This window comes from Saccharopolyspora sp. ASAGF58 (assembly GCF_012277335.1).
GTDB classification, from domain to species: domain Bacteria; phylum Actinomycetota; class Actinomycetes; order Mycobacteriales; family Pseudonocardiaceae; genus Saccharopolyspora; species Saccharopolyspora hattusasensis.
Window position 1 is genome coordinate 6,806,461 of sequence record NZ_CP040605.1, and the last position, 15,784, is coordinate 6,822,244.

A 15,784-nucleotide genomic window follows, 5' to 3' on the forward strand; every position below is an offset into this window, starting at 1 on the left:
CGCACTCACGACTGCGCACACCGCCGCAGAACGTAGGGCACGAGTTCTTCGTGGCAGAACAGCATTCCGATCGGACGCCCGAGCCGGCGCATCCCGGTCCACCGCCGCGCGGACCACCAATGCCCGACGCTGCGGCCACGCTGCGAACGGTGCACGACCACCCCACCCAGCCCGACCGCAACCACACGCTTCCCCCCGGCGCGGACCGTGATCGGCAGCCAGCCCGCACGGGCGACCAGTCGACCGCTGCGGCGAACGTGGCCTGGCTGCTGCTCCGGCGGGTCGTGAGTGCGTAACCGGGTTCCAGGTCGGCTGCGCACTCACGACTTCTCCACAGGTGGGCGAGTAGTCCACAGATACCCGGAATTCGCTGGTGGAGCTCTGCGTCGACGTGGATCTTGGAACTATGTCGAACAACCTGAAGTGCTCCCGTTACGTATCGCTCTCCGCCGAGGACCGGGAGCGCTGGGCAAAGCTGGTGGACAGCCAGCACGGTGTGGTTTCCGGCGCGCAGATCCGTGAATTCGGCCTACCGAGGGAGTTTCCCCAGGCGCAGATCGAGGCGCAGCGGTGGCAGCGAGTCGTCCCCGATGTCTACGCGGTCTTCACCGGGCCGCTCCCGAGGTCGTCGTTGATCAGTGCCGCACTTCGGTACGGGGGACCGTGGACAGTGCTGAGCCACCGCACTGCGGCCGAAGAGTGGGGGATGCTGCCGGTGGCCGAGGATGCGCCAGTGCACATCACGGTGCCCTACAAGCATTCCGCGGTTTCGCAACTGCCCTTCGTCCACGTGCACCGCTCGCGCGCATTCCAGCACATCATCGCGCCGTCTGACCCGCCGAGAACGAGCAGGGAAGACACCGTCATCGACCTGGCCGCGGCCGAACCGACGGCAGACCAGGCCCGTGATCTCGTGGTTCAGTTGATCGGCGCGAATCAGATCGCGCTGTGGCGGGTGCACGAACAAGTTGAGAACCGGCCACCGTACCGCCACCGCAAAGCGGTGAAGCAGGCGCTTGAACTGCTGACCGGGGGCGCGGTTTCCGTTCTGGAGGCGGAATACCTGCGGAGTGTGGAACAGGCGCACGGACTTCCGACCGCCCGGCGGCAGTCGCCGTTCGTCGTGGACGACATCGTCCTATGGGAGGACGTCGTCTACGACGCCTCGGGCGTGCCGCTGACCGTTCGACTGGATGGCCGGGAGTTCCACGCGACCAAGCGCATAGCGTTCCGGGATCGACGCCGCGACAACGCGGCCGAACTCGCCGGCAGGGCTCGGCTGGTGTACGGCTGGCAAGATGTCCGCAAAAACCCGTGCGCGGTGGCCCAAGAGGTTTTGGCAGTGCTGCGTCGAGAAGGTTGGGCAGGTGCACACCACGCCTGCCCGCACTGCCCGGCACAAAGCTCGTGAGTACGTAACACGGCTCCAGCCCGGTTACGCACTCACGAGCTTGTCTGCTCGGGTACCCGTACAACCTATTTCAACGGGCGGGGCGGATCCGGCCGGAAACTTCGCCGAATCCGAGGCGGGTGCCGTCGGGCCCCGGAGCCGTGGCCGTGATCGTCACTTCGTCGCCGTCCTGGAGGTAGGTGCGCTGCTCGCCGCCGACCTGGACGGGTTCCTTCCCTCCCCAGGTGAGCTCGATGAATGCTCCGCGCTGGTCCTTCTCCGCGCCCGAGATCGTGCCGGACGCGTAGAGGTCCCCAGTTCGACTGGTGGCTCCGTTGACCGTCATGTGCGCCAGCATCTGGGCCGGGGACCAGTACATCTCCCGGTACGGCGGGCGGGCGACCTCGTGGCCGTTCCAGGACACCGCCAGGTCGATGTCCAGGCCCCACGGTTCGGCTTCCTGCAGGTACGGCAGGGGTTTCGGGTCCTGGGCCGGGATCGGGACGCGCGCGGCTCCCAGTGCGAGCAGCGGCACCACCCATGCCGAGATCGACGTGGCGAAGCTCTTGCCCAGGAACGGGCCCAGCGGCACGTACTCCCACGCCTGGATGTCGCGCGCCGACCAGTCGTTGACGAGCACCGCGCCGAATACCCGGGTGGCGAAGTCCTCGGTAGAAACGGCGGTGCCCAGCTCGGAGCCGGTGCCGACGACGAAACCGAGCTCGGCCTCGATGTCCAGGCGGCGGCACGGGCCGAACGTCGGCACGTCCTCATCCGGCGCCTTGCGCTGGCCGCTGGGGCGGACGACGTCGGTGCCCGACACCACGACCGTTCCACTACGCCCGTGGTAGCCGACCGGAAGGTGCTTCCAGTTCGGCATCAGCGGTTCGGCGTCCGGCCGGAACAGCCGGCCCAGGTTCGACGCGTGGTGCTCGGAGGCGTAGAAGTCGACGAAGTCGGCGACCTCGATGGGCAGGTGCATGGTCACCTCGGCGACGGGGTGCACCGCCACATCCGGCACATCGCCCGACACTAGTTCGGTGATCTGCTGCCGCACCTGCACCCACCTGGCGTGCCCCTGCGCCATGAACGCATTCAGCGTCGGTTGCGCGAAGACCGCGTCGCCCAGCGCCACGGCCAAGTCCACAACGGACTCGCCGACACGGACGCCGACGCGCGGCTCGGTGCCGGCCGTGGAGAACACGCCGTAGGGCAGGTTGTCGAGCCCGAACAACGAACCACCCGGGATGTCGATCATGGTCAAGAATCGGCTCCTTCTCCGCTAAGGACCTGGGCCGGCACCAGGCCCAGGTCGATCAACTCGGTCAGCGGCTCGATGATGCTGCACGTGCCGAAGGACAGGAACAACTCGCGGGCGGCCGCGACCCGCGCGGTGTCCAGGTTCGAGACGCGTTCTGCGATCTTGCGCTCGTCCCGTTCGGCGAGGACGGCGGCGATCTCGGTTTCGTCGGCGAAATCCACGGCCGCATCGGTGGCCAGCAGCAGGTTCAGGTAGCCGTGCTGCTCGAAGCCGGTGTTCGGGTCGGTGTTGCGGATCGCGTGGTGCAGTCCGGCGGTCGCCTTGAACGGCACCCGGGCGTCGACGACCGCCCGGATCGCGGCGGCCAGTTCGGCCTCGTCCGGGTAAAGCTCGGCCTTCACCCCGCCGGTGCGGAACTTTGCCTGGTAGCGGGTCGACGCGCAGGTGGCGATGACTTCCGGGCGCCGCTCGTCCCGTGGTACCTCGACGAATACGGTCACGTCGTCGGCCGCCGCGCAGGCCCCGTCGAGCTCTGCGAAGAACTCCACGGGAGCCTGCCCGGGGCGCACCGCGACCTCCAGCGCCCGCAGGCGCACCGGCAGCGATTCGGCCGCCGCGAACACGGCCGGGAGCTGCCGCGGCCCGTTCGGCGCGGTGACCGAGAGGCGGAGCGTCCCGCCGGGTTCGAGCAGTCCGCCGAGCTCCGCGAGCGCCGGTGCCGCGAGGACCAGCGGCCCGACCAGCTCCGCGTAGGGGGTAGCCGCGTACCTGGCGTGCGCGGCTACGGCTTCGGGCAGCGGCGAAAGGCCGGGCGGGAACACCGCGGCGTCATCGCACAACGAGTTCGCGAAATCGGGCACGCTCACTGCTTCGGCCCCCGTCCCGCCCAGGTCCAGGCGTAGCCGGGATCTTCGGCCGCCCGACCGCCCTCGCCGAGCTCCAGCGGGCGGAACGTGTCGATCATGACCGCCAGCTCGTCGAAGAACTCCACCCCGATGCTGCGCTCGTACGCCCCGGGCTGCGGCCCGTGCGAGTGCCCACCCGGGTGCAGGGAGATCGAGCCCTGGCCGATTCCGGAGCCCTTGCGCGCCTCGTAGTCCCCGCCGCAGTAGAACATCACCTCGTCGGAGTCCACGTTGGAGTGATAGTACGGCACCGGGATGGCCAGCGGGTGGTAGTCGACCTTGCGCGGCACGAAGTTGCACACCACGAAGTTGTCGCCCTCGAAGACCTGGTGCACGGGCGGCGGCTGGTGCACGCGGCCGGTGATGGGCTCGAAGTCGGATACGTTGAAGGTGTACGGGTACAGGCAACCGTCCCAGCCGACCACGTCGAACGGATGCTCCGGGTATACGAACCGGGTGCCGACGATGCCGCTGCTGCCGGTGCTGCCGCGGTGCTTGACCAGCACCGCCACGTCGGTGCCGTCGGCCAGGACCGGCTCGGTGGGGCCGTGGAGGTCGCGCTCGCAGTACGGCGATTGTTCCAGCAGCTGGCCGAACTTCGACAGGTACCGGCGCGGCGGCGTGATGTGCGAGTTGGCCTCGATGCAGTACGCCCGCACCGGCTCGTCGCCCTGCGGCAGCCAGCGGTGCGTGGTCGCCCTGGGCAGGATCACGTAGTCGCCCTGCCGGAACGGCAGCGCGCCGAACACCGTCTCCACGACGCCCTCGCCGGATTCGACGTACACGCACTCGTCGCCGATCCCGTTGCGGTACAGCGGGGAAACCTCGCCCGCGACCACGTAGGAGATCCGCACGTCCGCGTTGCCCAGGACCAGCCGGCGGCCGGTGACGACGTCGTGGCGCTTCCACTCCTGGCCGCCGAATAGGTCGTGCAGCTTCAGGTGCCGGGGCCGCAGCGGGTGGTTCGGCTCGGTCTCAAGGCCGGGCAGCTCCCAGACCGACGAGTCCACCAGAGCCGACGGGAGGTTGCGGTGGTACAGCAGCGACGAGTCGCTGGAGAAGCCCTCCTCCCCCATCAGCTCCTCGTAGTACAGGCCGCCGTCCGGCCTGCGGTGCTGGGTGTGCCGCTTCGGCGGCACCTCGCCGACCTGCCGGTAGTACGCCATCGACCCGCCTCCTCGCAACGGTCCAGGGCATCGGCGCCCCGACGTTTCATTTAGTTAATGTATTTACCACTTGCCCGGTCGCGCAACAGCCGGACAGATCAGTTCCGGCCGCGGATGTCGAACTGGTCGCGGTTGGTGATCAGCTTGTCCAGCAGCATGATCAGGATGCGCTGCTCGGTCTCCGTGAGCACGCTGGTCCATTCGTGCTCCCGCTCGTTCTGCGCCCGGAACACCTCGACCATCTCCTGCTGCCCGGCTTCGGTCAGCGACAGCAGCACCGAACGGCCGTCGCGCTCGCCCGGCGCCCGGTCCAGCAGCCCGTCGGCGACCAGCGTCTTGGTCAGGTTCGATACCGCGGCCCGGCTCATCCCGGTCAGCTCGGCCGCCTTCTTTGCCTCCAGCGGGCCGGCCAGCCAGGTGACGAACAGCAGCCGGAAGCCCGACCAGGACCGGCCGCGGGGCCGGTGCACCGCCGCCTCCAGGTCGTAGGTGACGATGTTGGACGCCCGGTTGAGCGTCAGTAGCACCTCGGTGGCCAACTGGTGCCGGAAGCCGTACTCCGTCGCCAACCTATGGTTCGCCAGTTCGACGAAGGACCAGAAGTCCAGCTCGTTCGCGGCCATCGCACCCCCATTCCGAACTGATCAATACATGAACTATCTCAGGTTCGTTCGCAAAGCACCAGCCTGAGCCGGTTCTCAGCCTGCGGGCCGCTCTCAGCGTTATCTCAGCTGCCTTCAGACACCCTTGGTCACAGGACCCGACAGGAGGATCTGATGAAACGCAAGCACGTTGCTTACGCGGCGACCGCCGGTGCCGCGGCGGGCGTCCTGGGCTTGACCATGCTGGCGCTGCCCGCCGGCGCGGGTGCGGCCCCGGCGCTGCCCGAGGTGGCACCGGAGCAACTGGTGGAGTCGGTGATGCGGGCTCAGCCACCGGCGCTGACCGGCACCGTGGAGGTGGACAACGCGCTCGGATTACCCGCGATCCCCGGCGCGGGGCAGGCCTCCGAGATGCTCGCCAACGGAACCAGCAAGTTCCAGGTGTGGGCCGACGGCCAAGGCCACCACCGTGTTTCGGTTCCCTCGCACAACGGTGAGCTGACCGTCGTCGACGACGGCTCGACGGTGTGGAAGTGGGACTCCGCCGAGCAGAAGGTCGTCCGCTCCCCCGAGCACGCGCCGGAAGCGGCAGAGCACGCGGCCCCGGCTGACCCTGCTGCGACGGCGCGCGAGATCATCGACAAGCTCCGCCAGACCAGCGACATCAAGGTGGACGGCACGGCCAGCGTCGCCGGCCGCGACGCCTACGAACTGGTCTTGACGCCGAAGCCGACCGAGCGCACGTTGCTGCGCGAGGTGCGGGTCGCGGTGGACGCGGAGAAGCGCGTTCCGCTGGAGCTCTCGGTGCTCACCAACGGCTCGAATGACCCGGCGCTGCAGGTCGGATTCAGCAGCGTCGACATGAGCACGCCGGACCCGTCCCTGTTCCAGTTCACCCCGCCCGCAGGCGCGAAGGTGGAGGACGGCAAGGCCGAGCACTCGCCCCAGCAGCGCCCGGCCCACCCGCAGGGCGAGCACAAGGTCGTCGGCGACGGCTGGGATTCGGTCCTGGTGGCTCAGCTGCCGCAGCAGGAGAAGCAGAACGGCCAGGACCCGCGCCAGATCGCCGAGCGGGTCGGCAAGCCGATCAGCGGGCCGTGGGGCAACGGCTGGATCATCGGGACCGTGGCGGGCAACGCCCTGCTGACCTCCGACGGCCGGGTCGCGGTCGGCGCGGTGCCGGAGCAGGTGCTCACCGCCGCTCTCGGCGAGGCGTGATGACGAACGCAGTCGAAGCGGTGGGGGCGGCTGCGGCCGCCCCCACCGCGGGCGATCTCGCCGCGCGGACCGTGGGCCTGCGCAAGACGTACGGCACGACCGTCGCAGTAGCGGGCGTCGACCTCGCGGTGCCGCGCGGCGGGGTGGTCGGCGTGCTCGGCCCCAACGGTTCGGGAAAGACGACCACGATCCGGATGCTGCTCGGCCTCACCGCCCCCACTTCTGGCGAGGTCGAGCTGCTGGGCCACCGGTTGCCGGAGCACAGCGGACGGGTGCTGCCGCGGGTCGGCGCGCTGGTCGAAGGGCCCGGCTTCCACCCGTTCCTGTCCGGTCGGGAGAACCTGCTCCGCTGCGCGGCTATGGAACCGGCGCTGCGCGGTCCGGAGATCCGCGGGGTGGTCGGACAAGCGCTGGAACGCGTCGGGTTGGACGCCGCCGCCGGACGGCGGTACCGGAGCTACTCGCTCGGCATGAAGCAGCGGTTGGGCCTGGCTGCAGCCCTGCTGGTGCCGCGCGAGCTGGTTGTGCTCGACGAGCCCACCAACGGCCTGGACCCGGCAGGCACCCGCGAGATCCGCCGGATCATCGCGGAACTGCACGAGGCGGGTACGACCGTGCTGGTGTCCTCGCACCTGCTCACCGAGATCGAGGCGACCTGCACGCACGCCGCGGTGCTGCACCGGGGTTCGCTGGTCGCGCAGGGCGAGCTGGCCGCCATGCTGGAGTCCGGCGCTCCGCACCTCGTGGTGTCCACATCGGACGTTTCCGGAGCCGTGGCGACACTGCACGACAAGGGCGTGGCGGCGCGGGAGGAAAGCGGATCAGTCCGCGTCGAGTTGTCCGATGTGGACTCCTCCGAGGTAGTAGCGATACTCGTGCACGCCGGGGTGCCGGTGCAAGAAGCGCGCCGCGCCCGGACCGGGCTGGAGGACCTCTTCGCCCGGTTGACCGAGGAGGAACTTTGAACCCTCTCCCGTGTGAACGCGGAAGATTCCTGGCTCGGACTGCTTACTTGCCTAGCAGGCAAGTAAGTCTGACGTCCGCAACGCCAGCCGAGACGGAACCCGCCCGGTCCCCCAACAAAGGAGGTCTTTGATGCTGGCTTGGTTCTCGCTCAGCACGTTGATCAGCATAGCCGGTCACTACACGACCGGACGCGAGGGATCGACTCCGCCGCGGCCTGAAGGCCGGGGCATCCGCCGATTGGAGATCAGGTGACGGCGACAGCTGCAGTCACGACAACAGCGCGGACATCGGCCCCGCTGGGCCGAGTCCTGCTCGCCGAGCTGCGATGGGTGCTGCGCCGGCCACGCAACCTGCTGGCGCTCCTGCTGCTCGCAGGCCTTCCGGTGCTGCTCGGCACCGCGATCGCCATCACCGGCGGACCCGGCAGCCGCGGCGGCGGTTCGATCCTCGCCGCCGTGGCCGGGAACGGGCTGGTGCTGCCGGTCGCGGCCCTCGTGCTCGCGCAGTCGTTGCTACTGCCGCTGGTGGTGGCGATGGTCGCGGCGGACGCGCTGGCCGGCGAGGCTTCGCACGGCACGCTGCGCGGCCTGCTGCTCGCGCCCGTGGGCAGGGTGCGGCTGGTCGGCATCAAGGCCTTCGGCGTGCTGGTGCTGGCGGTGCTCGCGGTGACCGTCGTCGCCGTCAGCGGTGTTCTGACCGGACTCGTCATCGTCGGCGGCGACGGCATGGTCACGCTCTCGGGCACCACGCTGCCGATCGGTTCGGCGCTGGGCCGGGTGGCGCTGGCGGCCGGGTGGTCCGCGGTGCAGATGGCCGCCGTGGGGGCGGTCGCGCTGGCGATCTCGTCGCTCACCGAGCACCCGCTGGTGGTCATGGCCGCCACCATGGGCGGCCTGATCGTGTTCGGGGTGCTCGGCACGATCCCGGCCCTGGACTGGTTGCAGCCGGTGTTGATCACCACGGACTGGTCGGCGGTGATGGACGTGCTGCGCGATCCGATGAGCGGCGACACGCTGGTCACCGGCCTGTTCCGCGCGGGGTGCTACCTGCTGATCGGCCTGTCCGCCACCATCGCCCGCGTGGTCACCAAGGACGCCTGACGGTGCGGGGGCGGGCGACGCCTCCGCACCCGGCATCAGCGCTGGAGCACCGCGTGGAGCTCCAGCCAGGCGGCCTTCAGCAGCACGCGTGTCGTTCCGGCCCGCCCCAGGACCGGGGTCGTGCGGGCCCGGCGAGGTGGTCGTTGCTGCCGTTCGTGGCTCACGTAGAACCCTTCGATCTTGCTGGGCCGGGCGCCACCGCGCCCGCCCGAGACCCGACGCCTGGCAAGACCCCGTTGTCCCGCCAGGCCGCACGCCGTCCGGGGTCGTGCCCCGTCCGGAGCGTGCGACGGACACATTGCTCGTTACTCGCCGGTTGCGCAAGGAAAATTTCGGTGCTCGCCGCGATCGGCACCTCCGCGACGCACGTCGCCCGCGCCGGACCGAGCGGGTAAGTTCGGCTCCGTCCGCGTCCGCGTTCGAAGGGGAGTCATGGAATTCCGCCATCTCGGCCGCAGCGGCCTGGTCATCAGCGAACTCGCCTACGGAAACTGGATCACTCACGGATCCCAGGTCGACGAGGACGCCGCGACCGCGTGCATCCGCGCGGCACTGGACGCCGGGATCACCACGTTCGACACCGCCGACGTCTACGCCGCGGGCCGCGCCGAGGCCGTCTTGGGGCGAGCGCTGCGGGGCGAGCGCCGCGCAGGCCTGGAGGTCTTCACCAAGGTCTACTTCCCCACCGGGCCGGGCCGCAACGACCGCGGCCTCAGCCGAAAACACATCATGGAGTCCATCGACGCCTCGCTGCGGCGGCTGCAGACCGACTACGTGGACCTGTACCAGGCGCACCGCTTCGACCCGGAAACGCCGCTGGAGGAGACCATGGAGGCGTTCGCCGACGTGGTCCGCAGCGGGAAGGCGTTCTACATCGGGGTGTCGGAGTGGACCGCCGAGCAGATCCGCGCCGGGCACGCGCTGGCCCGGGAGCTGCACGTGCCGCTGGTGTCCAGCCAGCCGCAGTACTCGGCGCTGTGGCGGGTGATCGAGGACGAGGTGGAGCCGACCTCGGCGGAGCTGGGCATCGGCCAGATCGTCTGGTCCCCCATCGCGCAGGGCGTGCTCACCGGCAAGTACGTGCCCGGGGCCGCCCCACCCGCGGGTTCCCGCGCCAAGGACGAGAACGGCGGCGCGACGTTCGTGTCCCGCTTCCTCCGCGACGAGGTGTTGAAACGGGTGCAGCTGCTCAAGCCGCTGGCCGACGAGGCGGGGCTGTCGCTGGCGCAGCTCGCGGTGGCCTGGGTGCTGCAGAACCCGAACGTCTCGGCGGCCATCATCGGCGCCTCCCGGCCCGAGCAGATCACCGAGAACGTCGCGGCCTCCGGGGTGAAGCTGGAGGCCGAGCTGTTGCGGCGCATGGACGAGATCCTCGCCCCGGTCGCCGAACGCGACCCGGGCAAGACCGCCGAGAACGCCCCGAAAGCGCGGAAGTGACCGGCGCGGCCAGGACGTGTTTTATAAGCGGCGGCAGCCGCTTGCGGTGTGGGACTCAACTGGCACCGCCGCAGGTTCTCAGGGGCTGTGCCCGCCGAAGGGCTCTCGGCGGCCAGTCCCCGACGCGGTGAATTGGCATTCATGATGTCGGGGAACACAAGCGCGAGACGGCCTCTGAGGTTCCGCTACCCGCACCGCTACGCAAACCACTTTCGAAACAGGCCTTAGTGGCTGAGCCGCTCCCACACCGACGGCTGGCGAGGTGCCGGCACGAACGGCGTGGACTGCGCAGCCGAGTGACGTCGTCTCGCGCGCGACACAGCGCCCGCGATCAGCCCGACCACGGCGGCGAGCAGGAGGATGCAGAGCCCGACGACGGTCGACCGGTCGACGGTGAGGTCACCTCGCACGCCGATCGAGAAGGTGGCGAAGAGGGCCCAGCACACCGCCGCGGTCGCGGTGGCTGCGGGCACCGTCGTGAGGGCCGAGACGATGGCGACGAGGATCGCCAGCAGCACCACGACGGCTGAGGGGCGGGCCGTCTCGTCCACCGCGATGCACGCCGTGACGACCACGAATCCGCTGGCGAACCCGAGCGGATATCCGAAACCTCCTGGCAGAACCTGCGATTCCGAGCGCATCATCCGACTATTAGACGCCTCCGGAAGTTGTTGTCCGTGAAGTTTCCGCCGCCTTGACGCCCACCAGCGCAATACTGACAAGACCATGACGGCAACTTACTCGGGCCCCGGTTCCCGCAACAGGAATGGCAGTGGACCGAGCGCTACCCGTCGCCAGCCGGAGATCCTGCACTACGCCCGGCACGTGGCCGACCGGCGGCGTCGGGACCTACCGCGAGCACTGCCGCGAAATCGCCGCCGACGATTACCGGGGCTTCCGCCTCACCGCTAAATAGACGCTGCCCGCCATCGGTGTTACCTGGATCAACATTCCTCTCGCCGCCCGCTCCCCCCGTTCGGCGAGTTGCCCAGTGCGGCGCTCGGTGCTGCACTTACCGCTCGGGAGACGTTGCCGGGGGGCGAGGACGATGACCGAGGCGACCGAACCAGTTTTCGACAACCTTCGCGCGCTGTTCATCAACTGCACGCTCAAGCGCTCGCCGGAGCGCAGCAACACCGAAGGCCTGCTCGAACTCAGCTCGGGAATCATGCGCAGCAGCGGCGTCAAGGTCGACAGCATCCGCGCCGTCGACCACGACATCGCCGTAGGTGTCTGGCCGGACATGACCGAGCACGGCTGGGCCACCGATGAATGGCCGCAGCTGTACCAGCGGGTCCTGGCCGCGAACATCCTGGTGCTGGCCGGACCGATCTGGCTCGGGGACAACAGTTCCGTGATGAAGCACGTCATCGAACGGCTCTACGGCTGCTCGTCGCTGCTCAACGACGCCGGCCAGTACTCCTACTACGGACGCGTCGGCGGCTGCCTGATCACCGGCAACGAAGACGGCGTCAAACACTGCGCGATGAACGTCCTCTACAGCCTCCAGCACCTCGGCTACACCATCCCGCCGCAGGCCGACGCCGGATGGATCGGCTCGATCGGCCCCGGTCCGTCCTATTTGGACCCCGATTCCGGTGGTCGGGAGAACGACTTCACCAACCGCAACACCACGTTCATGACCTACAACCTCATGCACGTGGCGGCGATGCTCGACCGGGCGGGCGGCATCCCCGCCTACGGCAACCAGCGCGCGGAGTGGGACGCGGGCTGCCGCCCCCACTTCGAGAACCCCGAGCACCGCTGAGCGGGCAGGGAGTGGCCGGCGACCACTCCCGCTCCCCGCTACCTCTCGGTCTGTTCGACGGTCAGGTCGGCATCGCGGGTCTCGCGCATGAACCAGACGCACACCGCGCAGATCACGGCGATCAGCGCCACGTAGGCCGAGATCGGCAGCGACGAGCCGGTCCACGCGATCAACTGGGTGGCCAGGATCGGGCTCAGCCCGCCGCCGACGATGCTGCTGGCGTTGTAGGCCACCGACGAGCCCGTGTAGCGGTAGCGGGTCGCGAACAGCTCCGGCAGGAACGCGCCCATCGGCGCGAACAGGGCCGCGAACGCGATCATGCCCACCGACATGCCGATGGCGATCAGCACCGGCTGCTTCGTGTTGATCAGGGCGAACAGCGGGAACGCCCACGCGATCGCCAGGATCGCGGCACCCAGGCAGACCCGGCGCCGACCGACCCGGTCCGAGTACATCGCCAGGGCCGGGGTGGCGATGCCCATCACCGCGACCGCGATCATCGCGCAGATCAGCAGCATGTTCTTGCTCAGGTGCAGCACCTCGGTACCGTAGGACAGCGAGAACGTGGTGATCGTGTAGAACAGCGTGTGCGCGAGGATGAACGAACAGGTCGCCAGCAACAGGGTTTTGGGCTGGCGCCTGAAGACCTCGACGATCGGCGCCTTGGCCTTCTCCTGCTCCCGCATGGCCTTCTCGAACACCGGCGTCTCCGCGATCTTCATCCGGATGTAGTAGCCGACGATGATCAGCAGCGCGCTGGCCAGGAACGGCACCCGCCAGCCCCACGAGTCGAACGACGCCTCCGACATGGTTCCGCCGAGCACCAGGAAAGCGGAACCGGCGATGACGAAGCCGACCGCCGGACCGACCTGCGGGAAGCTCGACCACAGCCCGCGCTTGCCCTCCGGCGCGTACTCGGTAGCCAGCAGCACCGCGCCGCCCCACTCACCGCCTAGCCCGAAACCCTGCACGAACCGGCAGGTCACCAGCAAGATCGGCGCCGCGACGCCGATCGTCTCGAATGTCGGCAGGAGACCGATCGCCACGGTGCCGGTCCCCATCAGCAGCAACGAGACGATCAGCATCGTCTTGCGACCGACGCGGTCGCCGAAATGGCCGAACACCACGGCCCCGACCGGCCTGGCGATGAACCCGACGCCGAAGGTGGCGAACGCCGCGAGCGTGCCCGCCAGCGGCGAGAACGTCGGGAAGAACAAGTGGCCGAACACCAGCGCCGCCGCGGTGCCATAGATGTAGAAGTCGTAGAACTCGATGGCGGTGCCGATGAAGCTCGCCGCGACGATGCGCCCCTTGGGCACCGCGGTGGGTGGCGAGCTGACAGCGGTAGACATGGGCACTCCTCCATGACCGGGCGGACGGCGCGAACGGCGCCGAAGCCGGTAAATCCTCTCCCCTGGAACGCGCGCTGTGAAGATCTCGAACCGCGAAATTTCGTCGGGGCGTTGCAGGCCCTGCGGCGTCCGGCCCGGACGACTGGCCGCTGGTGGCGCCGTCACCCTAGGCTGGGTGGTGCCGACCAGCGGGAGGTGCGCATGACCGACCAGTCCGTGCCTGCGGTTTTCGAGCGGGTGCTGCCGTTGTTGACGCCCGCACCGGAGCATCCGGACACCAGTCGCGGATACCTGGACCTGCTCGGCGCGCAGGGCGAGGCGCCGTCCGGCCCGATCCAGTCGTTCTGGGAATCGAGCGCCGGTTCGGCCCTCTACGACCACGCGCAGTCACTCGCCCGGCGCGTGCTCCCGATGTGGTTCGGGCTGCCCACCCGGGCACATCCGCCCACCGGTGGGCAGGTGCTGGACATCGGCTGCGGGCCCGGCAACGTCACCGCCCGGCTGGGGAGCGCCGTCGGCCCGACCGGGCTCGCGATCGGCATCGACGTCTCCAGGGCGATGCTCGCGCGGGCCGCCCGCACCGAGAGCACCGGCAACGTCGGGTTCATCCGCGCCGACGCGCGCGAGCTACCGTTCCCCGACGGCACCTTCGACCTCGTCACCAGCTTCGCCGCGCTGCAGCTGATCCCCGACCCGCACGAGGTGCTGGCCGGGATGGCACGGGTGCTCGCCCCCGCCGGCTGGATCGCGGTCATGGTGCCGACGCCGCGCGGCAGCCTGCTGCACCACGCGGCGAAGTTGGTCGGCGAGCGGTCCGGCCTGGAGTTCTTCGACGCCGCCGAGGTTGCCGAGTCGCTGCAGGACGCCGGAGTGGGAGCCGTGCACACTCACCGCAGCGGCCCGGTGCTGTGGATCACCGCTCGACGGACGGCGTAGTTTCCACAATGGACGTTTCGCGGCGGAGCCGCGGACGGGCCGCGCGACCGGCCCAAAAACTCACGGCTGGTCGGCCGCGGCATAGTGCGCGATGAGCCGCTGCAAAAGCGAGCGGGCCGCAGCATCCGCCAACGACGCTGCCGACAGAGCGTCGAAAAGGCGGTGGAACCGCGCCAGTTCTCCGGCCTCGGTGACGGTCATCTCCGTGTTGACCGTCTCCACCAGCGCGAGGTTGTCGATGATGACGAAGCCGTGCAGCGGAACCGCCGTCAGCTGCGCGTCCAGCGGCAGGATCGCCAGTCGCATCGTCGACATGCCGGCGAGGGCCAGCAGCCGGTCCAGCTGGGCGACCATGACCTGAGGCGGGGCGATGGGATGCCGCAGCGCGGCCTCCGAACAAAGGATCTCGACCGCCGTCCGCGGGCTGAAAAGCACGCTCTGGCGGGACATTCGCCGTTCGACCGACTCGGTGACGTCCCGCGGGCTCTGGTGCAGGTCCGCAACCACCTCGAAGACGTGCCGGGCGTACTCGGCGGTCTGCACCAGACCGGGTACCAGCGCGATCTCGAACAGCCGGATGCGCTCGGCGCCGTGCTCGAGCTGCTGGCTGTACTCCTGTCGGGCGCGATTCCCGGTGCGCAGCTGGCGCTTCCAGCTCGCTGCCTCGATGCGGATCTCGCGCAGCTCCTGCCGCAGCTCGGCCACCACATCGTCGGCAGCATCGGTCAGCCGGCAGTAGGTGACCACGTCCGCGTCGGAGACGGACTGCTTCGCCGTCTCCACCCGCGAGACCTTGGACGACGTCCACCCGGCTTGCTGAGCGAGCTGTTTCCCGGACAGCCCGGCCGCGAGGCGCAGCCGACGCAGCGCGTCGCCGAACGCCAGGCGGCGAGTGTCGAAGTCGGTCACCGGCTCCTCTGGGTCAGGTCGTGCAGGTAAACCATCAGCGGAATCGCATGATCGCATGCGATGTCCCGCCAGGCCCGATACCGGTTCACCTCCCCAGGGCTGGCGATGATCTCGGTGCCAGCGAAGCGCTGGTTCTCGAAGTGCATCAACGCGACCTTGGTCTCGTCGAAGAGCCAGAAATCGCGGGCTGGCAGGCCCAGCGCGTCCGCCTCGGCCTGGGTGAGGACCCGCAGGTCCTCACCGGCGGCGATGTTGGCCGGGCTGACGTCGAGCTGCCAGCGCTGGTATTCGGTGGGTGGCTCCCGGAAGACCCGGACCCGGGAGAAGATCCGGCCCGCGCGGGTCGCGGCCGCGACCTCCTCGAGCCAGGGCCGCAGCCAGGTCAGGTCGTCCGGTTCGCCGGCCCGCCAGCGGCGCCAGGGTTCGGCTTCGGCGGGCTGGCGGTAGGTGCCCTGGCATTCCCACCGCCATGCCCGGTGCCGGAACGAGCGCAGGAGTTCCTCGAACTCCGCGCCGGGTAACACCCAGGTACTCACGGCGCCGCCTTCGGCACGAAGTCGAGCAGAGCAGCTGGAACCTCAACCGCGGTCTCGTGGTCGGGAAGACCGCGCTCCCTAAGTGCGGCAAGCGCTTCCGGATCGGTGACCTTGTAGCCCTGGACGACGTAGGTTCCCTGGTCGGTGCTGTACAGCGTGGGGCAGGTACCGGCGTGCGACGTCGTTCCCTGGAAGGTCAACTTCACTTGCTCCTCCTTGTTCGGAGACTCATGCATCG

General features: G+C 69.2%; 18 protein-coding genes. 7 read left to right on the forward strand and 11 right to left on the reverse strand.

Features of this window, described 5'->3' with window-relative positions; translation table 11 throughout:
- Positions 1-5: 5 nt before the first annotated feature.
- Entirely contained in the window at positions 6-320 is a 315-nt protein-coding gene (locus FDZ84_RS41200; protein ID WP_168588892.1) for a GNAT family N-acetyltransferase, read from the reverse strand.
- A gap of 86 nt (positions 321-406) precedes the next feature.
- Here FDZ84_RS41200 and FDZ84_RS32010 point away from each other — a divergent pair, with 86 nt between their 5' ends.
- Entirely contained in the window at positions 407-1,411 is a 1,005-nt protein-coding gene (locus tag FDZ84_RS32010; RefSeq protein ID WP_168588893.1) for a hypothetical protein, read from the forward strand.
- A gap of 70 nt (positions 1,412-1,481) precedes the next feature.
- Here FDZ84_RS32010 and fahA read toward each other — a convergent pair whose 3' ends face one another.
- The 4 genes from fahA to FDZ84_RS32030 all read right to left on the reverse strand — a co-directional run bounded on the left by fahA (position 1,482) and on the right by FDZ84_RS32030 (position 5,345).
- Positions 1,482-2,654, reverse strand: coding sequence for a fumarylacetoacetase (gene fahA / locus FDZ84_RS32015; RefSeq protein WP_168588894.1), 1,173 nt, complete (start codon positions 2,652-2,654; stop codon positions 1,482-1,484).
- Positions 2,651-3,517 (reverse strand): hypothetical protein, encoded by an 867-nt coding sequence (locus tag FDZ84_RS32020; RefSeq protein WP_246868578.1) that lies wholly within the window; start codon positions 3,515-3,517, stop codon positions 2,651-2,653. The genes fahA and FDZ84_RS32020 overlap by 4 nt, the downstream gene beginning before the upstream one ends.
- Positions 3,514-4,722 (reverse strand): homogentisate 1,2-dioxygenase, encoded by a 1,209-nt coding sequence (locus FDZ84_RS32025; RefSeq protein WP_168588895.1) that lies wholly within the window; start codon positions 4,720-4,722, stop codon positions 3,514-3,516. The genes FDZ84_RS32020 and FDZ84_RS32025 overlap by 4 nt, the downstream gene beginning before the upstream one ends.
- A gap of 98 nt (positions 4,723-4,820) precedes the next feature.
- Entirely contained in the window at positions 4,821-5,345 is a 525-nt protein-coding gene (locus tag FDZ84_RS32030; protein WP_168588896.1) for a MarR family winged helix-turn-helix transcriptional regulator, read from the reverse strand.
- Between the two features lie 153 nt (positions 5,346-5,498).
- On the opposite strand from FDZ84_RS32030, the gene FDZ84_RS32035 reads away from it, so the two are divergent.
- The 3 genes from FDZ84_RS32035 (at position 5,499) to FDZ84_RS32045 (ending at position 8,608) form a co-directional block, all read left to right on the forward strand.
- The gene (locus FDZ84_RS32035) at positions 5,499-6,542 is read left to right on the forward strand and encodes an outer membrane lipoprotein carrier protein LolA (protein ID WP_168588897.1); all 1,044 of its coding nucleotides are present in this window, start codon (positions 5,499-5,501) and stop codon (positions 6,540-6,542) included.
- On the forward strand, positions 6,542-7,507 hold the full coding sequence (locus FDZ84_RS32040; RefSeq protein WP_168588898.1) for an ABC transporter ATP-binding protein: 966 nt from the start codon (positions 6,542-6,544) through the stop codon (positions 7,505-7,507). The genes FDZ84_RS32035 and FDZ84_RS32040 overlap by 1 nt, the downstream gene beginning before the upstream one ends.
- A 249-nt stretch (positions 7,508-7,756) precedes the next feature.
- On the forward strand, positions 7,757-8,608 hold the full coding sequence (locus tag FDZ84_RS32045) for an ABC transporter permease (protein WP_168588899.1): 852 nt from the start codon (positions 7,757-7,759) through the stop codon (positions 8,606-8,608).
- Between the two features lie 35 nt (positions 8,609-8,643).
- Here FDZ84_RS32045 and FDZ84_RS40215 read toward each other — a convergent pair whose 3' ends face one another.
- Entirely contained in the window at positions 8,644-8,772 is a 129-nt protein-coding gene (locus FDZ84_RS40215; RefSeq protein ID WP_256413596.1) for a hypothetical protein, read from the reverse strand.
- A 268-nt stretch (positions 8,773-9,040) separates the two neighbouring features.
- Here FDZ84_RS40215 and FDZ84_RS32050 point away from each other — a divergent pair, with 268 nt between their 5' ends.
- Entirely contained in the window at positions 9,041-10,045 is a 1,005-nt protein-coding gene (locus FDZ84_RS32050; RefSeq protein WP_168588900.1) for an aldo/keto reductase family protein, read from the forward strand.
- 224 nt (positions 10,046-10,269) lie between these two features.
- Here FDZ84_RS32050 and FDZ84_RS32055 read toward each other — a convergent pair whose 3' ends face one another.
- Entirely contained in the window at positions 10,270-10,689 is a 420-nt protein-coding gene (locus FDZ84_RS32055; protein WP_168588901.1) for a hypothetical protein, read from the reverse strand.
- Between the two features lie 404 nt (positions 10,690-11,093).
- On the opposite strand from FDZ84_RS32055, the gene FDZ84_RS32060 reads away from it, so the two are divergent.
- A complete protein-coding gene (locus tag FDZ84_RS32060) occupies positions 11,094-11,813 on the forward strand; it encodes a flavodoxin family protein (RefSeq protein ID WP_168588902.1) in 720 nt (239 codons plus the stop codon).
- Positions 11,814-11,851: 38 nt separating this feature from the next.
- Here the strand turns inward: FDZ84_RS32060 and FDZ84_RS32065 are convergent, their stop codons facing one another.
- Positions 11,852-13,165 carry an MFS transporter gene (locus FDZ84_RS32065; protein ID WP_168588903.1) on the reverse strand — a complete coding sequence of 438 codons (1,314 nt, stop codon included), beginning with the start codon at positions 13,163-13,165 and terminating at the stop codon, positions 11,852-11,854.
- Between the two features lie 201 nt (positions 13,166-13,366).
- Here FDZ84_RS32065 and FDZ84_RS32070 point away from each other — a divergent pair, with 201 nt between their 5' ends.
- Positions 13,367-14,101 (forward strand): methyltransferase domain-containing protein, encoded by a 735-nt coding sequence (locus tag FDZ84_RS32070; protein WP_168588904.1) that lies wholly within the window; start codon positions 13,367-13,369, stop codon positions 14,099-14,101.
- 60 nt (positions 14,102-14,161) lie between these two features.
- Here the strand turns inward: FDZ84_RS32070 and FDZ84_RS32075 are convergent, their stop codons facing one another.
- The 3 genes from FDZ84_RS32075 to FDZ84_RS32085 are packed head-to-tail and all read right to left on the reverse strand — an operon-like array spanning position 14,162 to position 15,752.
- Positions 14,162-15,010 (reverse strand): helix-turn-helix transcriptional regulator, encoded by an 849-nt coding sequence (locus FDZ84_RS32075; RefSeq protein ID WP_168588905.1) that lies wholly within the window; start codon positions 15,008-15,010, stop codon positions 14,162-14,164.
- A complete protein-coding gene (locus FDZ84_RS32080; protein WP_168588906.1) occupies positions 15,007-15,546 on the reverse strand; it encodes a DUF6879 family protein in 540 nt (179 codons plus the stop codon). The genes FDZ84_RS32075 and FDZ84_RS32080 overlap by 4 nt, the downstream gene beginning before the upstream one ends.
- Positions 15,543-15,752 carry a hypothetical protein gene (locus FDZ84_RS32085; RefSeq protein WP_044573530.1) on the reverse strand — a complete coding sequence of 70 codons (210 nt, stop codon included), beginning with the start codon at positions 15,750-15,752 and terminating at the stop codon, positions 15,543-15,545. The genes FDZ84_RS32080 and FDZ84_RS32085 overlap by 4 nt, the downstream gene beginning before the upstream one ends.
- Positions 15,753-15,784 lie beyond the last annotated feature (32 nt).

Bases quoted from the DNA above. Each gene is read 5' to 3' on its own strand.
- FDZ84_RS32040 (WP_168588898.1), top strand. From the start codon at position 6,542: ATGACGAACGCAGTCGAAGCGGTGGGGGCGGCTGCGGCCGCCCCCACC.
- FDZ84_RS32035 (WP_168588897.1), top strand. From the start codon at position 5,499: ATGAAACGCAAGCACGTTGCTTACGCGGCGACCGCCGGTGCCGCGGCG.
- FDZ84_RS32070 (WP_168588904.1), top strand. From the start codon at position 13,367: ATGACCGACCAGTCCGTGCCTGCGGTTTTCGAGCGGGTGCTGCCGTTG.
- FDZ84_RS32055 (WP_168588901.1), bottom strand. From the start codon at position 10,689: ATGATGCGCTCGGAATCGCAGGTTCTGCCAGGAGGTTTCGGATATCCG.
- FDZ84_RS32025 (WP_168588895.1), bottom strand. From the start codon at position 4,722: ATGGCGTACTACCGGCAGGTCGGCGAGGTGCCGCCGAAGCGGCACACC.
- FDZ84_RS32050 (WP_168588900.1), top strand. From the start codon at position 9,041: ATGGAATTCCGCCATCTCGGCCGCAGCGGCCTGGTCATCAGCGAACTC.
- FDZ84_RS32060 (WP_168588902.1), top strand. From the start codon at position 11,094: ATGACCGAGGCGACCGAACCAGTTTTCGACAACCTTCGCGCGCTGTTC.
- FDZ84_RS32010 (WP_168588893.1), top strand. From the start codon at position 407: ATGTCGAACAACCTGAAGTGCTCCCGTTACGTATCGCTCTCCGCCGAG.
- FDZ84_RS32065 (WP_168588903.1), bottom strand. From the start codon at position 13,165: ATGTCTACCGCTGTCAGCTCGCCACCCACCGCGGTGCCCAAGGGGCGC.
- FDZ84_RS32030 (WP_168588896.1), bottom strand. From the start codon at position 5,345: ATGGCCGCGAACGAGCTGGACTTCTGGTCCTTCGTCGAACTGGCGAAC.